This window comes from Sphingomonas sediminicola, assembly GCF_014489515.1.
Lineage (GTDB): Bacteria > Pseudomonadota > Alphaproteobacteria > Sphingomonadales > Sphingomonadaceae > Sphingomicrobium > Sphingomicrobium sediminicola.
The window spans coordinates 2380584-2399905 of sequence record NZ_CP060782.1 but is presented as its reverse complement, the minus strand read 5'-3'; the positions used below and the strand labels follow the sequence as shown (position 1 = coordinate 2399905).

15 protein-coding genes, 1 tRNA gene and 5 pseudogenes are annotated in these 19322 nt (G+C 64.8%); 12 read left to right on the top strand and 9 right to left on the bottom strand.

The window, feature by feature from the left end; all coding sequences use genetic code 11:
* From purH to H9L14_RS12875, 5 genes are read right to left on the bottom strand one after another with little or no spacing between them, the layout of a single operon-like run.
* Entirely contained in the window at positions 1 to 1593 is a 1593-nt protein-coding gene (purH, locus tag H9L14_RS12895) for a bifunctional phosphoribosylaminoimidazolecarboxamide formyltransferase/IMP cyclohydrolase (RefSeq protein ID WP_187708413.1), read from the bottom strand.
* Between the two features lie 19 nt (positions 1594 to 1612).
* On the bottom strand, positions 1613 to 2575 hold the full coding sequence (locus H9L14_RS12890) for a heparinase II/III family protein (RefSeq protein WP_187708412.1): 963 nt from the start codon (positions 2573 to 2575) through the stop codon (positions 1613 to 1615).
* Positions 2576 to 2598: 23 nt separating this feature from the next.
* Positions 2599 to 3264, bottom strand: a complete 666-nt coding sequence (locus H9L14_RS12885; RefSeq protein WP_187708411.1) for a hypothetical protein — start codon at positions 3262 to 3264, stop codon at positions 2599 to 2601.
* Positions 3261 to 3911: a ribulose-phosphate 3-epimerase gene (gene rpe, locus H9L14_RS12880; RefSeq protein ID WP_187709980.1), complete on the bottom strand. Its 651-nt coding sequence runs from the start codon at positions 3909 to 3911 to the stop codon at positions 3261 to 3263. The genes H9L14_RS12885 and rpe overlap by 4 nt, the downstream gene beginning before the upstream one ends.
* A gap of 26 nt (positions 3912 to 3937) precedes the next feature.
* Positions 3938 to 5200: an RsmB/NOP family class I SAM-dependent RNA methyltransferase gene (locus H9L14_RS12875; RefSeq protein ID WP_187708410.1), complete on the bottom strand. Its 1263-nt coding sequence runs from the start codon at positions 5198 to 5200 to the stop codon at positions 3938 to 3940.
* Positions 5201 to 5228: 28 nt separating this feature from the next.
* Here H9L14_RS12875 and H9L14_RS12870 point away from each other — a divergent pair, with 28 nt between their 5' ends.
* A complete protein-coding gene (locus tag H9L14_RS12870) occupies positions 5229 to 5396 on the top strand; it encodes a DUF1674 domain-containing protein (RefSeq protein ID WP_187708409.1) in 168 nt (55 codons plus the stop codon).
* On the opposite strand, the gene H9L14_RS12865 is transcribed toward H9L14_RS12870, so the two are convergent.
* On the bottom strand, positions 5393 to 6382 hold the full coding sequence (locus tag H9L14_RS12865) for an NAD(P)H-dependent glycerol-3-phosphate dehydrogenase (protein WP_187708408.1): 990 nt from the start codon (positions 6380 to 6382) through the stop codon (positions 5393 to 5395). The genes H9L14_RS12870 and H9L14_RS12865 overlap by 4 nt on opposite strands.
* Positions 6379 to 7409, bottom strand: a pseudogene (tsaD, locus tag H9L14_RS12860) (tRNA (adenosine(37)-N6)-threonylcarbamoyltransferase complex transferase subunit TsaD). The gene H9L14_RS12865 and the pseudogene tsaD overlap by 4 nt, the downstream one beginning before the upstream one ends.
* Positions 7410 to 7480: 71 nt before the next feature.
* On the opposite strand from tsaD, the gene hemC reads away from it, so the two are divergent.
* From hemC to H9L14_RS12835, 5 genes are all read left to right on the top strand, one after another.
* The gene (gene hemC, locus H9L14_RS12855) at positions 7481 to 8401 is read left to right on the top strand and encodes a hydroxymethylbilane synthase (protein WP_187708407.1); all 921 of its coding nucleotides are present in this window, start codon (positions 7481 to 7483) and stop codon (positions 8399 to 8401) included.
* Positions 8398 to 9060 (top strand): uroporphyrinogen-III synthase, encoded by a 663-nt coding sequence (locus H9L14_RS12850; protein WP_187708406.1) that lies wholly within the window; start codon positions 8398 to 8400, stop codon positions 9058 to 9060. Before hemC ends, H9L14_RS12850 begins: the two co-directional genes overlap by 4 nt.
* A gap of 8 nt (positions 9061 to 9068) precedes the next feature.
* Positions 9069 to 9872: a hypothetical protein gene (locus H9L14_RS12845; protein WP_187708405.1), complete on the top strand. Its 804-nt coding sequence runs from the start codon at positions 9069 to 9071 to the stop codon at positions 9870 to 9872.
* Positions 9873 to 9994: 122 nt separating this feature from the next.
* Positions 9995 to 10354 carry a serine hydrolase gene (locus H9L14_RS12840; RefSeq protein ID WP_187708404.1) on the top strand — a complete coding sequence of 120 codons (360 nt, stop codon included), beginning with the start codon at positions 9995 to 9997 and terminating at the stop codon, positions 10352 to 10354.
* An 82-nt stretch (positions 10355 to 10436) separates the two neighbouring features.
* Positions 10437 to 11084 (top strand): serine hydrolase, encoded by a 648-nt coding sequence (locus H9L14_RS12835; RefSeq protein WP_187708403.1) that lies wholly within the window; start codon positions 10437 to 10439, stop codon positions 11082 to 11084.
* 33 nt (positions 11085 to 11117) lie between these two features.
* On the opposite strand, the gene H9L14_RS12830 is transcribed toward H9L14_RS12835, so the two are convergent.
* Positions 11118 to 11192, bottom strand: a tRNA-Gly gene (locus H9L14_RS12830).
* A 183-nt stretch (positions 11193 to 11375) separates the two neighbouring features.
* On the opposite strand from H9L14_RS12830, the pseudogene H9L14_RS12825 reads away from it, so the two are divergent.
* Both H9L14_RS12825 and H9L14_RS12820 read left to right on the top strand, forming a co-directional pair.
* Positions 11376 to 12268, top strand: a pseudogene (locus H9L14_RS12825) (tetratricopeptide repeat protein).
* Between the two features lie 14 nt (positions 12269 to 12282).
* Positions 12283 to 12899, top strand: a pseudogene (locus H9L14_RS12820) (LON peptidase substrate-binding domain-containing protein).
* Here the strand turns inward: H9L14_RS12820 and H9L14_RS12815 are convergent.
* Positions 12900 to 14114: a UbiH/UbiF/VisC/COQ6 family ubiquinone biosynthesis hydroxylase gene (locus H9L14_RS12815; RefSeq protein ID WP_187708402.1), complete on the bottom strand. Its 1215-nt coding sequence runs from the start codon at positions 14112 to 14114 to the stop codon at positions 12900 to 12902.
* A gap of 103 nt (positions 14115 to 14217) precedes the next feature.
* Here H9L14_RS12815 and H9L14_RS12810 point away from each other — a divergent pair.
* The 4 genes and pseudogenes from H9L14_RS12810 to ribA all read left to right on the top strand — a co-directional run bounded on the left by H9L14_RS12810 (position 14218) and on the right by ribA (position 19319).
* Positions 14218 to 16547, top strand: a pseudogene (locus H9L14_RS12810) (FtsK/SpoIIIE family DNA translocase).
* Between the two features lie 95 nt (positions 16548 to 16642).
* The gene (locus H9L14_RS12805; RefSeq protein WP_187708401.1) at positions 16643 to 17254 is read left to right on the top strand and encodes a LolA family protein; all 612 of its coding nucleotides are present in this window, start codon (positions 16643 to 16645) and stop codon (positions 17252 to 17254) included.
* A 216-nt stretch (positions 17255 to 17470) separates the two neighbouring features.
* Positions 17471 to 18264: pseudogene (locus H9L14_RS12800) on the top strand (exodeoxyribonuclease III).
* On the top strand, positions 18261 to 19319 hold the full coding sequence (gene ribA / locus H9L14_RS12795; RefSeq protein ID WP_187708400.1) for a GTP cyclohydrolase II: 1059 nt from the start codon (positions 18261 to 18263) through the stop codon (positions 19317 to 19319). The pseudogene H9L14_RS12800 and the gene ribA overlap by 4 nt, the downstream one beginning before the upstream one ends.
* Positions 19320 to 19322 lie beyond the last annotated feature (3 nt).

The following is a 19322-nucleotide window of genomic DNA, read 5'->3' as shown; positions in this document are numbered from 1 at the left end:
CTAGTGCCGGAAGTGCCGCATACCCGTGAAGACCATCGCGAGTCCTGCTTCGTCGGCGGCTGCAATGACTTCATCGTCACGGATGGAGCCGCCAGGCTGGATGACTGCCGTAGCACCCGCTTCCACCGCAGCTAGCAGGCCATCGGCAAACGGGAAGAAGGCATCCGAAGCAACCGCCGAGCCGACCGTGCGAGGCTCGGCCCAGTCGTAAGTTTCGGCGGCTTCTTTGGCTTTGGCGGCGGCGATGCGGGCACTGTCACGGCGATTCATCTGCCCTGCGCCAATGCCGGCGGTCGAACCGTTCTTGGCGTAAACGATCGCGTTCGACTTGACGTGCTTGGCAACGGTCCAGGCGAATAGGCAGTCGCGGATTTCTTCCTCGGTCGGTTGCCGCTTCGTCACGACCTTGAGCTCGTCGCGCGTGATCGAGCCATTGTCGCGATCCTGGACCAGGATGCCGCCGGCAATCACTGCGATCGTCTGACCTGGGCGCTTCGGATCGGGCAGGCCGTCCGTCAGGAGAAGCCGCAGGTTCTTCTTCTTGGCGAAGATCGCCTTGGCATCGCCGCTTGCGTCGGGAGCGACTACGACCTCGGTGAAGATCTGCGTGATGGCTTCTGCCGTCGCCGCATCGAGCGGACGGTTGGTCGCGACAATCCCGCCGAACGCCGAGACGCTGTCGCATACGAGCGCTGCGTTCCACGCCTCAAGCAAAGTATCGGCGCTCGCCACGCCGCAGGGGTTGGCGTGCTTGACGATGACCACCGTCGGCGGACTTTGGCGAAATTCGGCGACCAGTTCGAGCGCGGCGTTGGCGTCGTTCAGATTGTTGTAGCTGAGTTCCTTGCCCTGAACCTGCTTCGCCTGCGCGATTCCCGGAGCGTGCGGTCCGATCGGTTCGTAGAGCGCTGCCTGCTGGTGCGGGTTCTCGCCGTAGCGGAGCGGCATCAGCAGCCGGCTCGCGCGCGTCCACACCTTCGGGAAGCGCTCGCCCTGATCGGCGAACGCGAACCATTGCGAGATGGTGGAGTCGTAGGCTGCCGTCAGCGCATACGCCTTTGCTGCCAGCCGCTTGCGGAATTCGTATGACGTTGCGCCGTCATTCGAGCCCATCTCGCCAAGCAGTTCCTCGTAGTCAGCCGGGTCGGTGACGACCGCGACGTGGGCGTGATTCTTGGCTGCGGACCGCACCATCGACGGGCCGCCGATATCGATATTCTCGATGATCTCGTCGCGGTTCGCTCCGCGCGCGACCGTCGCTTCAAAGGGGTAGAGGTTGACCACCACCAGGTCGATCGGAGCAATTGCGTGCTCTTCCATCGCGGCCGCATGTTCGGGGTTGTCACGCACGCCGAGGAGTCCGCCGTGGACCTTCGGGTGCAGGGTCTTGACCCGGCCGTCCATCATCTCCGGAAAGCCGGTCAGGTCCGCGATGTCGCGGACCTGGTGACCGAGATCACGAAGCTTCGCCGCCGTGCCGCCCGTCGACACTAGTTCGACGCCGCGTGCCGCCAATCCCTGGGCCAGGCGATCGAGGCCGTTCTTGTCGGAAAGCGAAATGAGCGCCCTTTTGACGGGCACGAGGTCGGTCATGAACTATTCCTTGTGTGGTTCAGCTCGAACGGCGGAACTGCCAGGCAACTTCGCCGCCGATAGCGGCGACTTCGCCTTGAATCACCAACTGAGTCGTCGGGACCATTTGCCCGCGACCGTCGATCATCAGGCTTTCCTCGACGCTCAGGTTCGCTCCTCGGCACCGGAAATTCCACGGCGGCGCACCTGGCGAGCGGAGGATCGCTCCCATTCCGTCGGCAGTGATGGTCGGCTCGACGCCCGGTGCGAGATGGAAGCGGATCGCATAAGGCACGGCGTCGCGGATTTTTCGCCGACCCTTCTGGATCATCTGGTCAGCGCCGCGAAGTTCCTTGCCGTCGTTGCCCAGCATGAGGCTCCGCTTATGGACCAGGCCGAATCCGCGGACGTAGCCATCGTGAGTGGCTTCCAGACGGCTGCAGTCATTATCCTCGCTGCGGTCGACGGTGACGTCCTCGACACCCTTGCCGAGCGAACCGTCAGCAAGGATTGCGGTCGAATTCGTATCGGAAACGATCAATGTGCTGTGTGCAGCCGTCGTCCGAAGGCCTTCAACGAGATCGTCGGGAAGCGCGGTGGGGAAGGGCTGCGGACCGCCGCAATTGATGATCAGGCGCTGCGCTCCGTCGGACATTTCGAAGGCCAGCGTGGACGCGCATCCGGACGGGGCCATCTTTGGCGGCGGCGGAGGCGCAGCGTCGATCACCACGACGGTGCCCAATGCCGAAAGGCGGTGATAGCCCCAGCCGCGAGCCTGTCGCAGCGGACGAGCCCGGAGCCCGCACCCCTCGATGAGTGCATGAAGACGCGCGGCCTCGCCGGGATTTCCGCCTTGCCAGCTCGATAAGGCTCCGTCGCCCATGGTGACTCCATGAAGCGCAGCGAGCGCCGCTGCAGCCGCGGCTTCGATAGAGTCTGGAAGACTCTGCTTGGCCGCGAAATAGGCGCCGCGAAGGAGCGCCAGACGGTCGACGAGCAGCATCTGCTCGTAGGGTGTTCGGCTGATCAGGCCCCGTCTTCAAATTGGGCGGTCGAGAGCGCTCGAGCGAGGCCGGATTCGCCCCGGGCCACCCGAGGAACTCCGCCTTGGACAAGCAGCCCCGCTGCGACCAGTCCCGCCCATGCGGTGATGCGATCGATCCCGGGTGAGGCCTTGTCAGCATTACTGTCCAGGTGCCGCGCGCCGCGGACCAAGGTGTTCAGGAGTGCGGAGCGGTATCCCGAATCGCGGCTTGACAGAATGTATGGCGCGTAAGTCGTCCAAAAGAGGATACGCTCGCCCCAGAGATCGGGACGCCAGGCTTGGTCGACGCGCGTTCCGTGGGCGAGCAGCCAGCGCCCGGCGAGGGCCTCGCCGACGCGTGCGCCTTTCTCCCGCGATGCCGCGGCCGCGAGGTCCCGAAGCCAGGAAAAGCCCTGCATCCCGTCCGCGACCGGATTGCCTGCGCCGAGGCTAGCGAAATCGAGCTCGTTGAGCGCCAGGACCTCGTTGCCAAGGATGTAGCGTCCGGCAAGCATTGCATCACCGCGCTGGCGGTCGCCCTGCACGTGGTCGCGTGGAACCGCGACGAGCTTGAGCGGCTGGCGCCCTGAAGCGAACATCCGCGAAAACAGTGGACGCTTGGCCAGCTTTTGGACGACGGCATTCTGTGCCGCGGCGTCTGCGCTCATCCCTCGCCCCTGAGCGCCCTGATGTTTGAAGCGTAATTGTCCGGACCGCCCTTGAAGGCCGCCGTTCCAGCCACGAGAGCGGTTGCGCCGGCGTCAACAGCCTGCCGCGCTGTTACCGGGTCGATCCCCCCGTCGACTTCGACCTGGACGGTGAGATTCTCCTTCGCAATCCGCTTGGCTATGGCCTCGATCTTGCGGAGCTGGCTTGAGATGAACTTCTGTCCGCCGAAGCCCGGATTGACGCTCATCACCAGGACGAGGTCGATTTCCTCGAGCACATAATCGAGCGCTTTGGCAGGTGTTGCGGGGTTCAATGAAACGCCGGCCTTCTTTCCAAGGACCTTGATGCGCTGGATTGTCCGGTGGAGGTGGGGGCCTGCCTCCGGATGGACGGTAATGATGTCCGCGCCTGCCTCGGCGAAGGCGTCGAGAAAATTGTCGATCGGCGAGATCATGAGGTGAACGTCGAACGGCTTTGCGGAGTGCGGCCGAAGCGCTTTTACGACTCCCGGGCCGATCGTGATGTTCGGGACGAAATGCCCGTCCATGACGTCGACGTGGATCCAGTCGGCCCCAGCCTCGTCGATCGAGCGAACTTCCTCGCCGAGCTTCGCGAAGTCGGCGGACAGGATCGAGGGTGAAATCAGGGGACGGCCATCGCCTCGATTAAACGCTAAGTTGCCATGCGGACAAGGCGCGCGACGAAGAAGCCGTCGAGGCCGCCGTCGCTTTCCAGCAGTCCGGGCAGGATCCGGGACCAGCCGCGCTCACTCGATGTCACGAAATCGGGAAACTCGCCGGGCCTGGGCGGGGAAATCTCAAAGTCCGGATGCGCACTCAAGAAGCCGCTCACGACGTTCTCGCCTTCGCCTGGCTCGAGCGAGCAAACCGCGTAAACCAGCGATCCGCGAGGCTTGAGCCAGGTGGCAGCGCGGTCGAGCAGGCTGCGCTGTAGCTCTGCACTGTCACGAATGATGCCGGCCCGCGCGCGGTAGAGGACCTCGGGATGGCGCCGGAAGGTGCCGGTCGCCGAGCAGGGCGCATCGAGCAGGATCGCATCGAATTGCCGGTCCGATTTCCATTTGAGCGCATCGGCAGCGACCAGCGTCGCGTCCAGGCCCGTCCGATCGAGGTTTTCGCGCAGCCGCTTGAGTCGCGTTTCAGATTGATCGACCGCGGTGACCAAATGCCCGGCAGCAGCCACCTGCATGGTCTTGCCGCCAGGCGCTGCGCAGAGATCGAGGACATCGCGAGCATCTTTGGGAATCAGGCGGGCGGGGAGCGACGCCGCCAAATCCTGGACCCACCACCGGCCGCCGCCGAAGCCGGGAAGCTCCGTCACCGAACCGGCGTCCTTCAGACGAACGTGGCGAGACGCAAGCGATTTGCCGTCGACTGGTTCAGCGAAGGCCTTCGCTTCCGCGTCGTCGACAAAGCTCAGGTCGAGCGCCGGTCGCTTGGTAATTTGGCGGCGGGCTGACGCAACGACGTCATCGCCCCATGCTTCGCGCCAGCGCAGCTCGACGGCGTCGGGAAGGCGCGGCGCTTCCATCGGCGGCACGCCGCGCCTGAGCAAGGTGCCGAGCACGCCATGAACGAGCCGTCGGGGACCGCCATCGACCAGGGGCAGCGCGGTCGCAACCAGGGCATGTTCGGGAGTTCCGAGTCCGACCTTCTGCGCAAGCGCGATCCGCAGGACCATCCGCGCCTTGCTGTCGTCCGGAAGTCGTTGGCGCGTTGCGCTGTCGATCAGCGCGTCGAGGTCGGGCAGGTGCCTGAGTGCTTCGCCAGCGATGGCAACCGCCAATCCCTGGTCGGCCGGCTTGAGCGACCTAGCAGCCTGCGCGGCGGCATCCAGTGTCTGCCCGCGCCGGAGAACGGCATCGAGCATTTGCAGGGCGGCTCGTCGCGCGGGGAGGCCTTCAACGCTTGGCATCAGCCGTCCCAACGCACATCTTCATTCCATGTCCAGGACCAAGCGCCCCGAGGCGCCCGAATACCTCTCCAAGTCCCCGCCGGTTCCGAAGCCTGAACCGGCTGAGCAGGCTGGACCGCCCGACGGCGAGGAAAAGAAGCTCGATCCCACGCGCTATGGCGACTGGGAGAAGAAGGGCATCGCGATCGATTTCTAATGGACCTCTGGCCGGGGCGGACGGGCGAGCAGTTCCTGAAGAACCTGATCAACATTCGCTCGAGCGGACAACAGCTTATCAACTGCCGCGACAACCGGCATGTCGATGCCCATTTTCTCTGCCAGCCGGGCCAGCACCGGTGCGGTGAACGCCCCCTCCGCAACCGTCTTTCGGTCGCTCATCAGTTCGGTGGGTGAGCGCCCTTCGCCGATACCCTTGCCGAGCGAGAAGTTGCGCGAGCTTGTCGATGAGCATGTCAGCACGAGGTCGCCGAGGCCGGAAAGCCCTGCCAAAGTCTCGCGCTTTGCTCCGTTGGCCAGGCCGAAGCGCGTCATCTCCGCGAAGCCGCGCGCGATAAGCGCGGCTCGGGCGTTCTGGCCAAGCCCTTTGCCGTCGACCACGCCGCAGGCGATCGCGAGCACGTTCTTCACCGCTCCGCCGATCTCCGCGCCGGCGACGTCGTCGCTCAGGTAGATACGGAAGGTGGGCCGAGAGATCCGGTCGCGGAGAGCCTCCGCCAGCAACGGATCCTCAGCCGCGAGGGTGACCGCCGTCGGCAGACCCGTTGCGACCTCGTGCGCGAAGGTCGGTCCGGAGAGGACAGCGATCGGCGCGCCGGGGCTAGCCTCCGTGGCGACGCGATGGAGCAAGGCGCCGCTCCGTTCTTCAATGCCCTTTGAGCAGAGAATCAGCGGTCGACCGCATTTCGGGGCGGCCTCCAGCACCGCCCGCATGTGCTGCGCGGGAGTGACAACCAGCCAGGCATCGCATTCAGCCAGGTCGGCCAACCCGCCAGTCGCGCGCACGGCGGGATCAAGTTGTGACCCTGCTAGGAAAACCGAGTTTTCGTGACGCGAATTGACGGCCTCGACGACCTCCGGCTCGCGCGCCCAGAGCAAGACGTCGCCGCCGCCGCTTGCTCCAACTTGCGCCAAGGCGGTCCCCCACGCACCACCGCCGATCACTCCAAGCCGGTCGAAGCTCATGCCTTTACCCCCGCGCCCCGAACTTTCTCGGCATCCGGATCGAGCGGCCAACGCGCCCTCGCCGGTGCATCGAGTGAATCAGTGAGTCCACGCGCCAACCGCTCCGCGCCAGCCCAGGCGATCATCGCCGCATTGTCGGTGCACAGCCAACCCGGCGGGACGCTGAATTGGCGGCCCTGATCGGCAGCGAGCTGCTGAAGCGCCGTGCGGATCGAGCGATTGGCGGCCACTCCGCCGGCAACGACCAAAGCGGGGCAACGCTTCCCTCGAGCGCCAGCCGCGTCCGGTCGACGAGACAATCGACGACCGCCTGCTGGAACGACGCGGCAATATCGGCCGGTCGGAAATTGCCGGAGGCAGCCGCTCTTTGCACCGCGCTCTTCAGCCCGGCGAAGGAGAAATGCGGCTCGCCCGAACCCACCAGGGGCCGAGGGAGCGGTACGGCGGCTGCATCGCCTTCGGCCGCCAATTCCTCGATCGCAGGCCCGCCGGGATAAGGCAGTCCGAGCAGCTTGGCCGCCTTGTCGAACGCCTCTCCCGCGGCATCGTCGATCGTCGTCGCGAGCCGGTGGTACTCGCCGACCGATTGAACTTCGAGCAACTGGCAATGCCCGCCCGACACCAGCAATAGAAGGTATGGGAACTCTAGGTCCGGATCGACGAGGCGTGGACTCAATGCATGCCCCTCTAGGTGATTGACCGCGACCAGCGGCTTGCCCGTGCCGAGCGCTAGGCCTTTGCCCGCAAGAAGCGCGACCATTACCCCGCCGATCAGGCCTGGTCCCGCGGTAGCCGCGATCGCATCGACGCGTCCGATGCTCTTGCCGGCATCCGCAAGTACGCGCCGTATGAGATCGGGCAGGATCTCGACGTGGGCGCGGGCGGCGATTTCCGGCACCACTCCACCGAAAGGGCGGTGCGCCTCGTTCTGGCCGACAACCGCCTGCGCAAGAATCTGCCGGTCGCTCGTTACGAGCGCGGCAGCAGTGTCGTCGCAGGATGATTCAAGGCCAAGAATTAGCGCCATCTGGCGCGCCTTTGCCGCAGGCGGCGGCGCTCGGCTAGTGGCCCTGCCGGTTTGCCGCTAGCAGGGACGCCATGCAGCGGTCTCCGATTCTCGGCACGCGCGGTTCGCCGCTGGCGCTTGCGCAGGCTCATAAAGTCGCCTCCGCGCTCGAGGTAGCGAACCGTTGGCCCGCCGATTTCGTGCAGATCCAGGTGGTCGAGACGACTGGCGACAAGGTGCAGGACCGGCCGCTCGCGGACATCGGCGGAAAGCAGCTCTGGACCAAGGAGCTCGACCGCGCGCTGATGGAAGAGGAAGTCGATTTCTGTGTCCACTCTCTGAAGGATGTTGAAGCGATCCGGCCGCGCGAGATCAGCATTGCAGCTGTAAGGCCGCGTGGTGATGTACAGGACCGGCTGATCGGCGCTGATTCGATTGAATCTCTTCCGGACGGCGCGGTCGTCGGTACATCGTCGCCCCGTCGCAAGGCGCAGCTGCTCTCGATCCGGCCCGACCTGAAGATCGTACCTTTTCGGGGAAATGTTCAGACCCGGCTTGCCAAGCTCGAAGCCGGCGAGGTCCAGGCCACCTTGCTCGCGGGCGCCGGCTTGAGGCGGATCGGAATGGGCAATGTCGGAACGCCGATTCCGCTCGATATAATGCTGCCTGCGCCGACCCAGGCCGTCATCGCAATCGAATGCCGCGCGGATGACGCGCTTACGGCGGCCATGCTGACGATCGTCGACGACCACTCGACCCAGGCGATCATTCGCGCCGAGCGGGCTTTCACTGCGGCCCTTGGCGGTAGCTGCCATTCGCCGGTCGCCGCTTTGGCGGAGCTTGTCGACGGCAAAATCCGCTTTCGCGCGCAATTGCTGTCCGAGGATGGCCGCGACCAGTTGAAGGACGAGGTGGCGTTCGAGTGCGGAGACCACGAAACGCCTCGGCAGCTCGCGCTGTCGATGCTCGAAAAGTCCCCGGACTCGATCCGCTCCCTGTTCACCCCGGGATGAGACGCCTCTTCGTGTTCCGCCCGGAGCCGGCGTCGCGGCAGACCATCGTTAAAGCACAAGCCCTCGGCCTCGATGCGGTCTCGATCCCTCTGTTCGAACTTCACAAGCTGGAATGGTCGCCGCCCGAAGCGGGCGACTATGACGCCTTGCTTTTGACCAGCGCCAACACTGTGAAGATGGCGGGAGACCGTCTCGATATTTATCGCGCTCTCCCGGTTCATGCGGTCGGCGAAGGAACTGCAGTTGCTGCCCGTGTGGCGGGTCTGGGGGTTGCTACGGTTGGCGGAGGAGGAGTCGACCAGCTTTTGGGCGAGATCGATCCCGGCCTGCGGCTCCTGCATCTGTGCGGAGAGGATCGCCGGGAGCCGTCCGTCCCGGCGCATGCGATCACATCCGTCCCCGTTTATCGGGCAGCGGAAAGAGCTGAAATTCAAGGGCTCGGGCAGCTTAGGGGTCAGGTTGCGGTCCTCCATTCGCCAAGGGCTGCGAAGCGACTCGCCGAACTGGTCGATCCGACTGACCGCGCGACCATCCGAATTGCAGCAATCAGCGCGGCCGCGGCAGAGGCTGCGGGCGAAGGCTGGCAGGACGTGCGAATCGCGTCATCGCCCAATGATGCAGAGCTTCTGGCCCTCGCGGCGCGGCTGTGCGAGACTTGAGCCCAAGCATGGCTACTGCACCGAACCGCACCGGGATGGGATGGGGAAGCCGGTTACTTCTTTGCCTGGCTCTCGTCCTTGCCGGAGCCGCCGGTGCAGCCTGGGCCCTGGCCCGCTACGATGGCGCCGCTCGTTTCCTTGGCATCGGCCCGAAGCCGGCCGAGATTCGCGCTCCCGCGCGAGTAGTCGCGACCCCGCAGCCGCCCACGGCCCAGCAGGAGATGATGGCTGATGCCGCGGAGATCGCGAGCCTGGAATCGCGCCTTTCTCGGGTTGAGACCACCGCGCACCGGGTCGAAGGCTCGGCAGGGCGCGCCGACGCACTGCTTGTAGCCTTCGCGGCTCGGCGAGCGATCGACAGGGGCGTTGCCCTTGGGTATCTCGAGCCCTTGCTGCTCGACCGGTTCGGCCAGACGCATACGCGGGCCGTTGCCACGATCATCACCGGCTCTCATTCGCCGGTTCGGTTGAACGATCTAGTCAGTCAGTATCGCGACCTTGGGCCGACACTCCGGTCATCTGCGCCCGATGAAAGCAATTGGACGCAGTTCAAGCGTGAGCTCGGCTCGCTGATCCAGATTCGACGGGCCGACCGACCGTCGACCCAGCCTGATGCGCGCTACACCCGAGCCCTTTCGGCGCTCGAGGACGGAGAGGTCGACAGGGCTCTGGCCGAGACCATGCGGCTGCCCGGAGCCGCGAACGCCGGACCCTGGGTCACGCAGGCCAGGCGATATGTCGCTGTTCACCGTGCCCTCGACGAGATCGAATCCGGCGCACTTCTCGCAAGAAGCACTCCCGAAGCCTCTTAAAAGGGTTGGCAAATCGATTCCTGGATGCGATTCCTGTCATCGCGCCGGGTGGAACAGCTCGCGTTCAGCAAACATCGCTAAGCTGCTGGCGCTGTGGGATTTTGGTGGGGAGAAGTGCCGTCATGACGTCACATTGGCTCAGCCTTGGCCTGGCGATCGTTGCGCTCGGTCAGTCGGGGTCCAGCGCAATGGTGCCAGCAGCAGGAACTGCCGTTCCCCGTGCGGCGCCGGTAGTTCGCCCCGCTCAGCCAGCGCGGCCGCCGCAGGCGCCGACTTATCTCGCCAACCGCGTCGATGAGCTCGGAAAGGGATTCAACGGCCGCGTCGGGATTGCCGTCCGCTCGGTCAACGAAGGCTGGAGCACGTCGTGGAACGGGAATGAGCTGAGCCCGCAGCAGAGCGTCAGCAAATTGTGGGTTGCGATCACGGCCTTGGATGCAGTCGACAGGGCCGGGTCCGACTCGACGACCGGGTCAGCATGACCCGCAGCGACCTGACGCTTTTCCACCAGCCGATCGCGTCGAAGATTCTCGGCGGAGGAACAACGATCACACTCGGGAGCTGATGTTCCAGGCGCTGACCAAGAGCGACAATACCTGCAATGACAAATTGATGCGCTCGGTCGGCGGACCCGAGGCGGTGCGATCAATGATTCGCAACAAGGGCCTTGGTGCAATCCGCTTCTACGAAGGGGAACGCTCGCTTCAGAGCCGGATCGCCGGCCTGACGTGGAGCCCGAGCTATTCGATCGGCAACGCCTTCTACGAGGCTCGCAACGCATTGCCGATGGCCATCCGGAAGGCGGCATTCGACCGCTACGTCGAGGATCCGTACGACGGTGCGTCCGCCAACGCGATCGTGGATGCGCTTGCGGCCCTGAAGCGGGGCGAACTGCTCTCTCCATCCTCGACCGCGAGGCTGCTGACGATCATGAGTCAGACGTCGACGGGCAAGAACCGGCTGCGTGGCGGCCTCAAGCCCGGCTGGTCGCTCAGCCACAAGACGGGGACCGGTCAAATCCTCGGTTCGACCCAGGCCGGCTACAACGATATCGGGATCCTGACGGCTCCGGACGGGCGCAGCTACTCGGTTGCGGTGATGATCAAGAAGACGTCGGTTCCGCTCCCGGTCCGGATGACCTTGATGAACAACGTCGTCCGCGCGACAATCGTCCAGCACGAGATGCGCTACAGCCCAAGCATCACGCTTTAGGCTGGTTTCTGAAGTCCCGTTTCGGAGGACTGCTGGAGCGGGCGAAGGGATTCGAACCCTCGACCCCAACCTTGGCAAGGTTGTGCTCTACCCCTGAGCTACGCCCGCTCTGAGCTGAGCCGCGAGTGAAGCCGAATGGGCTTGGTCCGCAGCGGGTGGCGGGCGCCTAGCATGGGCTGGACGATTCCCGCAAGGCCCGACCTGAAGCTTGTGGCCCGCGCCCTGTCCGACCATATGGAGCGCTCCAACGACAGTGGCAGCGGGAGTGTTCGAAGCGTGGCGACCCTTGGCATGAGCGAAGCGGAACGCGAAGCGGTCGAACGCCTGAAGCGCGACGTCATCGATCCGTCGATGACCAGTCTCGTCATTCTCGATTTCTGGGCGGAATGGTGCGGGCCGTGCAAACAGCTGGGCCCGCTGCTCGACAAGATTGCCGCCGACTATGCCGACAAGGGCGTTAAGCTGGTCAAGATCGACGTCGACCAGGAAAAGCTGATCGCTTCGCAATTCCAGATCCAATCTATTCCAACGGTCTACGCCTTTTTCCGCGGCCAGCCGGTCGCGGACATTTCGAGTTACCGCACCGAAGGCCAGCTCAAGCGGATCGTCGACCAGCTGATTGCGCAGCTTGGTGTGAAGGGCGAAGCGGCGGAGCAGCAGGCGGAGATAGAACCGCTGATCGCGATGGCGGAAGGCGTCATGGCGGAGGGCGATGCGCCGCGTGCGGTCTCGATCTTCCGCCAGATCCACGACATGGCGCCCGAAAATCCGACCGTCATAGGGGATTGGCTAGGGCCCTCCTCGCGACGAGCGAGACGGACGAAGCACGCTCCATCCTCGATTCGGCGCCGGCCGACGCTGCCAACCATGCCGACATCAGTCGCGCCCGAGCCGCGCTGGAGATGACAGCGGCTGCGCCGGAAAGCGACACCTCCGATCTCGAATCCAGGATTGCTTCAGATTCCGGCGACCTGGATGCGCGGTACGAGCTCGCCGGCGCAAAAATGGCGGCGGGAGACCGAGAGGCCGCCGCGGACCAGCTTCTCGAAATCATCGCGCAGGACCGGGACTGGAACGAAGGCGCGGCCCGAGCACGCCTGCTGCAGTTGATCGAGGCGCAGGGCCTCGAGGACCCTTGGGCGCGCATTCAGAGGCGGCGGCTTTCCGCTTTGCTGTTCACTTGAACGGCAAGCGACCGTTGAGGATTCCTATCTTTCCTTTGCCGGGCGCGATTCTTTTCCCCCGGTCGCAGTTGCCGCTTCACATCTTCGAGCCGCGCTATCGCGAGATGGTTCGCGATGTCCTGGATGGCCCCGGCCGCATCGGATGATCCAGCCCCACGCACCGGAAGACGAGGGCGCGCCACTCTATCCAGTCGGATGCGTCGGCGAGATCGTCGGTGTCGAGGAGCTCGACGACGGCCGCTACAATATCATTCTCCACGGCTGGCATCGTTTTCGGATGATCGCCGAGGCAGATCTAGAAACGCCTTACCGTAACGCTGATGTCGACGCGGGCGCCTTCGACGACAAAGAGCCTCCGCCGCTGTCACTCGCCGCGCGCGCCGAGGTTGAGCGGGAGGCGCGCCGGCTGGGCGACGCGATGCGCCTTTCGGTCGACTGGCAGGCCGTGAGCCGGCTCGACGACGAGTTGCTCGTGAACGCCATTGCGCAGGTCGCGCCATTCGACGTCGGCGCGAAGCAGGCATTGCTGGAGGCGGCTACGCTCGACGATCGGGCCGATCTGCTCGTCCAGCTGATGCAGTTCCAGCGCGCGGCGGTGAACGGGGCCGAAATTCAGCCGACGCTTCAGTAATCAGATCGGCAGTCCCCGAAGCAGCAGCGGAAGCTCGCCGCTGGTCCCACGAGCCTCACTCATCAGGCGGTTCTTGAGCGGGCTTAGCCGGTCGATCATCCCCATTCCGAAGCGACGGACGGCCGATGCCGTCTTCCCAGGGATTGCATATACCCGCGTCAGGCTGTCGGTCGCGAACGCTACCGACAGGGCGTCGAGCGAGCGCCAGCGCTGGTAGCGGTCGAGCAACTGCTTGTCGCCAAGGTCGAGGCCCAGCCGCGAGCCTTCGACCAGCACCTGCGCGAGCGCCGCGACGTCGCGGAGGCCGAGGTTTAGGCCCTGCCCCGCGATGGGGTGGATTGCATGCGCCGCGTCGCCGACCAGCGCCAGCCTTTGATCCGTGATCCGCGCCGCGTGGTGGAATCCGAGCGGATAGGTGGAACGTGGCGCGGCCAATTCGGTCTTGCCCAGGAAGCCGCCCATCGCCGCCTGCGCTTCTACCGCGAACTGCTCGTCTGATAGCGACATCCAGCCTGCGGCATCGTCCACCGGCACCGACCAGACGATCGCCGAGCGATGCCCTTTATCGTCGTCGGTCATCGGCAGCAGCGCAAACGGGCCGCCTGGATAGAAGATCTCGTAGGCGATGTTGCCGTGCGGTCGTTCGTGTCGGAGCGTCGATACGACGGCCATGTGATCGTATTTCCAGCGAGCGATAGGAATGCCCGCGGCTTCCCGCGTCGGGGAATTCCGGCCGTCTACTGCGGCGAGGATCGGCGCGCTCAGCCTGCGCCCGTCTTCGAGCGAAACGACCACTCCATGCGGACCGCGATCGACCGTTTGCGGCGCGGATTTCCACAGCAGCCAGAGGTTCCGGCCCGCCTCCGCTCTAGCCTGCAGGGCAGTGCGGAGATGCCGGTTCTCGTGCATGACCCCCAACGGCTCATCGTCGTCCGGATCGAAGGACAGTCCGCCAGGCTGCAGTCCGTCGGCTACCTGGATCGTCCGGATCGGACAACCAGCTGCGGGCAGATGGTCCGTGACGCCGATCGTCTCCAGCATCCGCATCGAGCTCGACGAGATGGCGGTCGTCCGGCCGTCGAAGGCCCGGGTGGATCGCCCAACGGGGTCGGCCGGATCCACAACGATGGCCGAAATGCCGCTGGAATCGAGCGCCGAAGCCAGCGTCAGGCCGGCAAGGCCGCCTCCAAAGATGATTACGTCCGCGCGGTCCATGGCAAGTCGCACTACCGTTCCGTCGCATTGACGCCAAGGCTTCGCTTGACCGCGGACTCCGCGAAGATGCATTCTACGCAAGGATTTGGGTGGGGATAGAATGATGGCGACCGCGGCCGTGCGGACCCCAAAACGGGAGCTGGAGCCTCATTGGCGCGATGCGCTGCGCGCGTCGTTGAAGCGGCTCGCCCTTCGCACATGGGGTGCGATGCTGTTCGGGCTTGCGGTCGCGACAGCCGTCGCCCTGGCCACCCACAGCACGACCGACCCTTCGTTCAGCACGGCTGCAGGCGGTCCGCCCTCGAACTGGATCGGAAGCTTCGGCGCTTACGCCAGCGATGCCTTGCTGCTCTTGTTCGGCATGGGGTCTGTCCTGTTCCTGCCGGTCGTTGCCCTTGCCGGACTCCGGATGATGCGGCTGGAGCCGACCGGGCGGGTTGGCCGCGCACTTCTGGTGGCGGCTGCCGGAGCGATCCTCATCGGAATCGCGCTCAGCCTGACCAGCGGCTCGGCCGTCTCGGGCCTTCCGGGCGGCTGGGGCGGCGCGATCGGTCTTGGCGCGGCCTACGGAGTCGATGCTGCTATCGGTCTCATTCGCGAAGACGCGGTTGCAGGACCGGTCCGCCTCGTGGTGCTGATCCTGTTTGCACTGGCTGGCCTATTCCTCGGCTATCTGGCGCTCGGGCTCCAGGCTACCGAGAGAGCCTGGGTCACCAACATCTTCCGTCGCGAACCAAGGCCGCGAGTAGCCGCGCCCCGCCGAACGATGGAGGCCGCGGAAGATCGCTCGACGAGCGCTGCTCCGCCGAAATCGCGGCCCGCCGTTGCCGTTGCCGAGCCGCCGAGGCCGATCGCCGCCGCGCAGGCTCGCGGAGGCAAGCGACCGAGCGCCGCAGCCCAGCAGAGCCTTGCGCTTGGCGACAACTACCAGCTGCCGCTGATCGAGCTGCTGGCGTCGCCACCGGAAAAGGGCGGATCGAAGATCGACCGCGCCGGACTTGAGCGGAATGCCCGCTTGCTCGAATCCGTCCTCGAGGACTTCCACGTGCGAGGCGACATCGTCGAAGTCCGGCCCGGACCGGTGGTTACGATGTACGAGCTTGAGCCCGCGAGCGGGATCAAGGCGAGCCGCGTCATTCAGTTGGCCGACGACATCGCCCGCAACATGTCGGCGTTGTCTGCCCGCGTCGCTACGATCCCCGGCCGCAGCGTCATCGGCATCGAGCTTCCCAATCCCAAGCGCGAGGCGGTGGCCCTGTCCGAACTGATCGGAAGCCAGGCCTACGCCGATCAGAACATGTCGCTGCCGCTGATTCTCGGCAAGAACATCGCCGGCGATCCGGTCATCGCCGACCTTGCGCCAATGCCGCACCTGCTGGTTGCGGGCACGACCGGGTCCGGAAAGTCGGTCGGTCTCAACTGCATGATTTTGTCGCTGCTCTACCGGATGACACCGGATGAGTGTCGGATGATCATGATCGACCCGAAGATGCTCGAATTGAGCATGTATGACGACATTCCGCACCTGCTGTCCCCGGTCGTGACCGAGCCGTCGAAGGCAATCCGCGCGCTCAAGTGGACGGTCGAGCAGATGGAGGAGCGCTATCGCATGATGGCGAACCTCGGCGTGCGCGCGCTGCCCAGCTTCAACCAGAAGGTGCGCGACGCGAAGGCCAAGGGCTCGAAGCTCGGGCGCCGGGTGCAGACCGGATACGACGCAAGCTCGGGCCAGCCGATCTACGAGATGGAGGAGCTCGAATACGACGTCCTTCCGCAGATCGTGGTCATTGTCGACGAGCTCGCCGATTTGATGATGACCGCCGGCAAGGAGGTGGAATTCCTCATCCAGCGCCTCGCCCAGAAGGCGCGCGCCGCCGGTATCCACCTCATTATGGCCACGCAGCGACCGTCGGTCGACGTCATCACGGGCGTGATCAAGGCCAACCTGCCGACCCGCATCAGCTTCCAGGTCACGAGCAAGATCGACAGCCGCACCATTCTCGGCGAGCAGGGGCGGAGCAGCTGCTGGGCAAGGGCGACATGCTCTATATGCCGGGCGGCAAGCAGATCATCCGAGTCCATGGCCCGTTCGTCAGCGACGAGGAAGTCCGGGCGGTCGCCGAGCATTGGCGCAGGCAGGGCGTGCCCGACTACATCCAGGCAGTTACCGAGGAGCCCGAAGACGGCGGCTATCTGTTCGACGGCCAGCCGAGCGGCGAGGACGATGCGGAAACGCAGCTGTTCCGCAAGGCGGTTCAGATCGTCGCCGAAAGCCAGAAAGCCTCGACCTCTTACCTCCAGCGCCAGCTGCGCATCGGATACAACAGCGCGGCACGCCTGATCGAGCGGATGGAGAAGGAAGGTCTCGTGGGTCAGCCCGACCATGTCGGCCGCCGCGAAGTGCTGATCGACCCTGACGGGCACCCGATCTGAGGCCTCGCGAACCTGAACAACCGGGAACCGGCGGGTTCAGTCCGCATTCAATGGCCGATTGCCACACCGGCCATGAATTCCCAGGAGTTTAGTAGATGAGCTTTCCCAAACACCTAGCGCGCGCCCTTGCGCCGGTCGCGATTGTCGCCCTCGCGGTTCCCGCAGAGGCGCAACAGTCCGATATCGCCAAGGTCGAGGCGCATCTTTCCGCCGTTCAATCGATGACGGCCAATTTCACGCAGACGGATTCGCGCAATCGCGTTGCGCGCGGCACGCTGCAGCTCAAGCGGCCGGGCCGGATTCGCTTCCAGTATGACGGGAACGATCTCGTCCTCGTCGGCAACGGCAACAAGCTGACGTTCGTGGACTACCAGGTCGGCCAGAAGAACAGCTGGGATCTCAACAAGACGCCGCTCGGAATCCTGTTATCGGCCAATCCCGACATCAACCGGATCGCCAGAATCGTCCCACAATCCGATCCGAGAGTCCTCGTGGTCCGAGCCCGCGATGCACGCCGGCCGGAGTTCGGAACCCTGCTCCTAGCCTTCGTTCGTAGCCCGTCGGCGCCCGGCGGTCTCCTGCTCGAGGGCTGGACTGCGATCGACGCGCAGAACAAGCGCACGACGATCAAGCTCGACAATCAGCGCTACAATGTCGCCGTTCCGGAAAGCGCATTCGCCTATGCGGAGCCCAAAAAGCGCAGGTAATAGAATAACGTAGCGGTTTGAAACCGTTCATCGCGGCGTCAGGTTCGGCATGGTAAACGATCTACTGATCGTGCGGATTTAGCCTGGGGTTTCCCCCTGTTACCCACGGCCCGCCTGATCGCCTTGCGTGACGAACGCTTGGTCGGCCCTCGCTCCATGCCCCCGGAGCGGGGGCCTTTTCTTTGCCTCCAACACAGAACGGGCTAAGCGCGACGCGTGTCCAAGACCATCAAGATCGCATCCTGGAACGTGAACTCGGTCCGAGCCCGGCTCGGCATCGTCGAACGCCTGCTCCGCGAGGAGCAGCCGGACGTTCTTTGCCTCCAGGAAACCAAGGTCACCGACGATATATTTCCCGCCAATCTGTTTCGAAGCCAAGGCTACGAGCATCGTGTTCTGAAGGGGCAGAAGATGCACCACGGCGTCGCGATTCTCAGCCGCCTGGAGCTTCGAGATTCGGGTAGTCACGATTGGCAGGACAATGGCGAGGCGCGCCACGTCGGCGTGCGGCTACCGTGCGGTCTCAGGCTTGAGAACGTCTACGTCCCGCCGGCGGAGACATCCCTGATCGCACCGTCAATCCGAAATTCGGCCAGAAGCTCGACTTTATCGAGCGTATGACCCGTTGGTCCGAAGGTCTTCGCGAGCCGACCCTGATCGTCGGCGACTTCAACGTCGCTCCGCTTGAATGCGACGTCTGGAGTCACAGGGCGTTGCTGGACGTCGTCAGCCACACGCCGATCGAGATCGATGCCCTGACCCGGTTGCAGCAGGCGCATGACTGGATCGATATCGGCCGCCGTTTCGTCCCCGCGCCAGACCGCAACTTCACATGGTGGAGCTACCGCTCGCCCGACTGGACGAAGAACGATCGCGGTCGACGTCTCGACCACATGTGGGTTTCGCCGCAAGCGAAAGAGCGCGTGCTGTCGCATAGGGTGCTGGAGCCCTGCCGAAGCTGGGAACGGCCTTCGGACCATGTTCCCCTGATTTGCGAGATCGCCATTTGAGCCGCTCGGGGGCGGTCGAGCGGGCGATCGCTGCGTTGCGCACTGGCCGCGCGGTCAGGATCGAAGCCGGCGAGCCGTTCGTCTTCGTCTCGATCGAGACCGCCACACCTGAGCTGCTTCGCCTTCTGGATCCGGAATCGAAAAGTCCTCTGCTGATCAGCGGCAGGCGCGCCGCGGCCCTGTCGTTGGCGAACGAACGCGACGCCGCCGACCCCGCGCAACCCGTGCTCGTAGCGCGCGAGCCGTGGCTCGATCGGGCCGCGGCGATCACGCTGGCCGACCCCGCGCAGGATCTCGCCCGAGCCCCGATAGGGCCGCTACATTCGCTTCGCCTGAAGTCGCCTGACGCCGCACAAGCGGCCCTGGTGCTGACGCGAGCCGCCGGCCTTTTGCCGGCCGTGTGGCTCGTAGATGCGCCGGACGCTTCAATCTCGATCCCGCTAGACGAGCTAGTTGGCGACAACCTCCAACCGGACGTTACGTTGCTGTCCCGCGCGCGCCTGCCGCTCGACGGCATGCCAGACACGCAGATCTTCGCATTTCGTGGATCGGACGACGGGCAGGATCATGTTGCTCTCCTTGTCGGCGCGTTCGGCGGGAAGCCTCCGCTTGTTCGGCTCCACAGCGAATGCCTGACCGGCGACGTGTTCGGCTCGCTCAAGTGCGATTGCGGACCGCAGCTGAAGGAAGCGCTTCGCTTGATCGGCGCGGCTGGAGGGGGCGTGCTCCTTTACTTGCGACAGGAAGGTCGCGGGATCGGGCTCGCCAACAAGCTTCGAGCCTACGCGCTACAAGATCGCGGGCTGGACACCGTCGATGCCAACCTTCGGCTCGGCTTCTCCGACGATGAGCGGGACTACGCCCACGCCTCGGCAATCCTTCGTGCACTCGGAATTGAGGAAGTACGGCTGCTCACCAACAATCCGAACAAGGTCGCGGCGCTGGAAGCCGAAGGCATCAAGGTTGCGGAGCGCGTCGCTCACCATATGCCCGCCAACCCGCACAATGCCGACTATCTGGCGGTGAAGCGCGAAAAGAGTGGACACCTGCCCTGATCG

Excerpts from the sequence above, each read along its gene's own strand:
- H9L14_RS12805 (WP_187708401.1), top strand. The coding sequence starts at position 16,643 with ATGAGCTTTCCCAAACACCTAGCGCGCGCCCTTGCGCCGGTCGCGATT.
- H9L14_RS12885 (WP_187708411.1), bottom strand. The coding sequence starts at position 3,264 with ATGAGCGCAGACGCCGCGGCACAGAATGCCGTCGTCCAAAAGCTGGCC.
- H9L14_RS12865 (WP_187708408.1), bottom strand. The coding sequence starts at position 6,382 with ATGAGCTTCGACCGGCTTGGAGTGATCGGCGGTGGTGCGTGGGGGACC.
- H9L14_RS12890 (WP_187708412.1), bottom strand. The coding sequence starts at position 2,575 with ATGCTGCTCGTCGACCGTCTGGCGCTCCTTCGCGGCGCCTATTTCGCG.
- hemC (WP_187708407.1), top strand. The coding sequence starts at position 7,481 with ATGCAGCGGTCTCCGATTCTCGGCACGCGCGGTTCGCCGCTGGCGCTT.
- H9L14_RS12840 (WP_187708404.1), top strand. The coding sequence starts at position 9,995 with ATGACGTCACATTGGCTCAGCCTTGGCCTGGCGATCGTTGCGCTCGGT.
- purH (WP_187708413.1), bottom strand. The coding sequence starts at position 1,593 with ATGACCGACCTCGTGCCCGTCAAAAGGGCGCTCATTTCGCTTTCCGAC.
- H9L14_RS12875 (WP_187708410.1), bottom strand. The coding sequence starts at position 5,200 with ATGCCAAGCGTTGAAGGCCTCCCCGCGCGACGAGCCGCCCTGCAAATG.
- H9L14_RS12850 (WP_187708406.1), top strand. The coding sequence starts at position 8,398 with ATGAGACGCCTCTTCGTGTTCCGCCCGGAGCCGGCGTCGCGGCAGACC.
- H9L14_RS12845 (WP_187708405.1), top strand. The coding sequence starts at position 9,069 with ATGGCTACTGCACCGAACCGCACCGGGATGGGATGGGGAAGCCGGTTA.
- H9L14_RS12870 (WP_187708409.1), top strand. The coding sequence starts at position 5,229 with ATGTCCAGGACCAAGCGCCCCGAGGCGCCCGAATACCTCTCCAAGTCC.
- H9L14_RS12835 (WP_187708403.1), top strand. The coding sequence starts at position 10,437 with ATGTTCCAGGCGCTGACCAAGAGCGACAATACCTGCAATGACAAATTG.
- H9L14_RS12815 (WP_187708402.1), bottom strand. The coding sequence starts at position 14,114 with ATGGACCGCGCGGACGTAATCATCTTTGGAGGCGGCCTTGCCGGCCTG.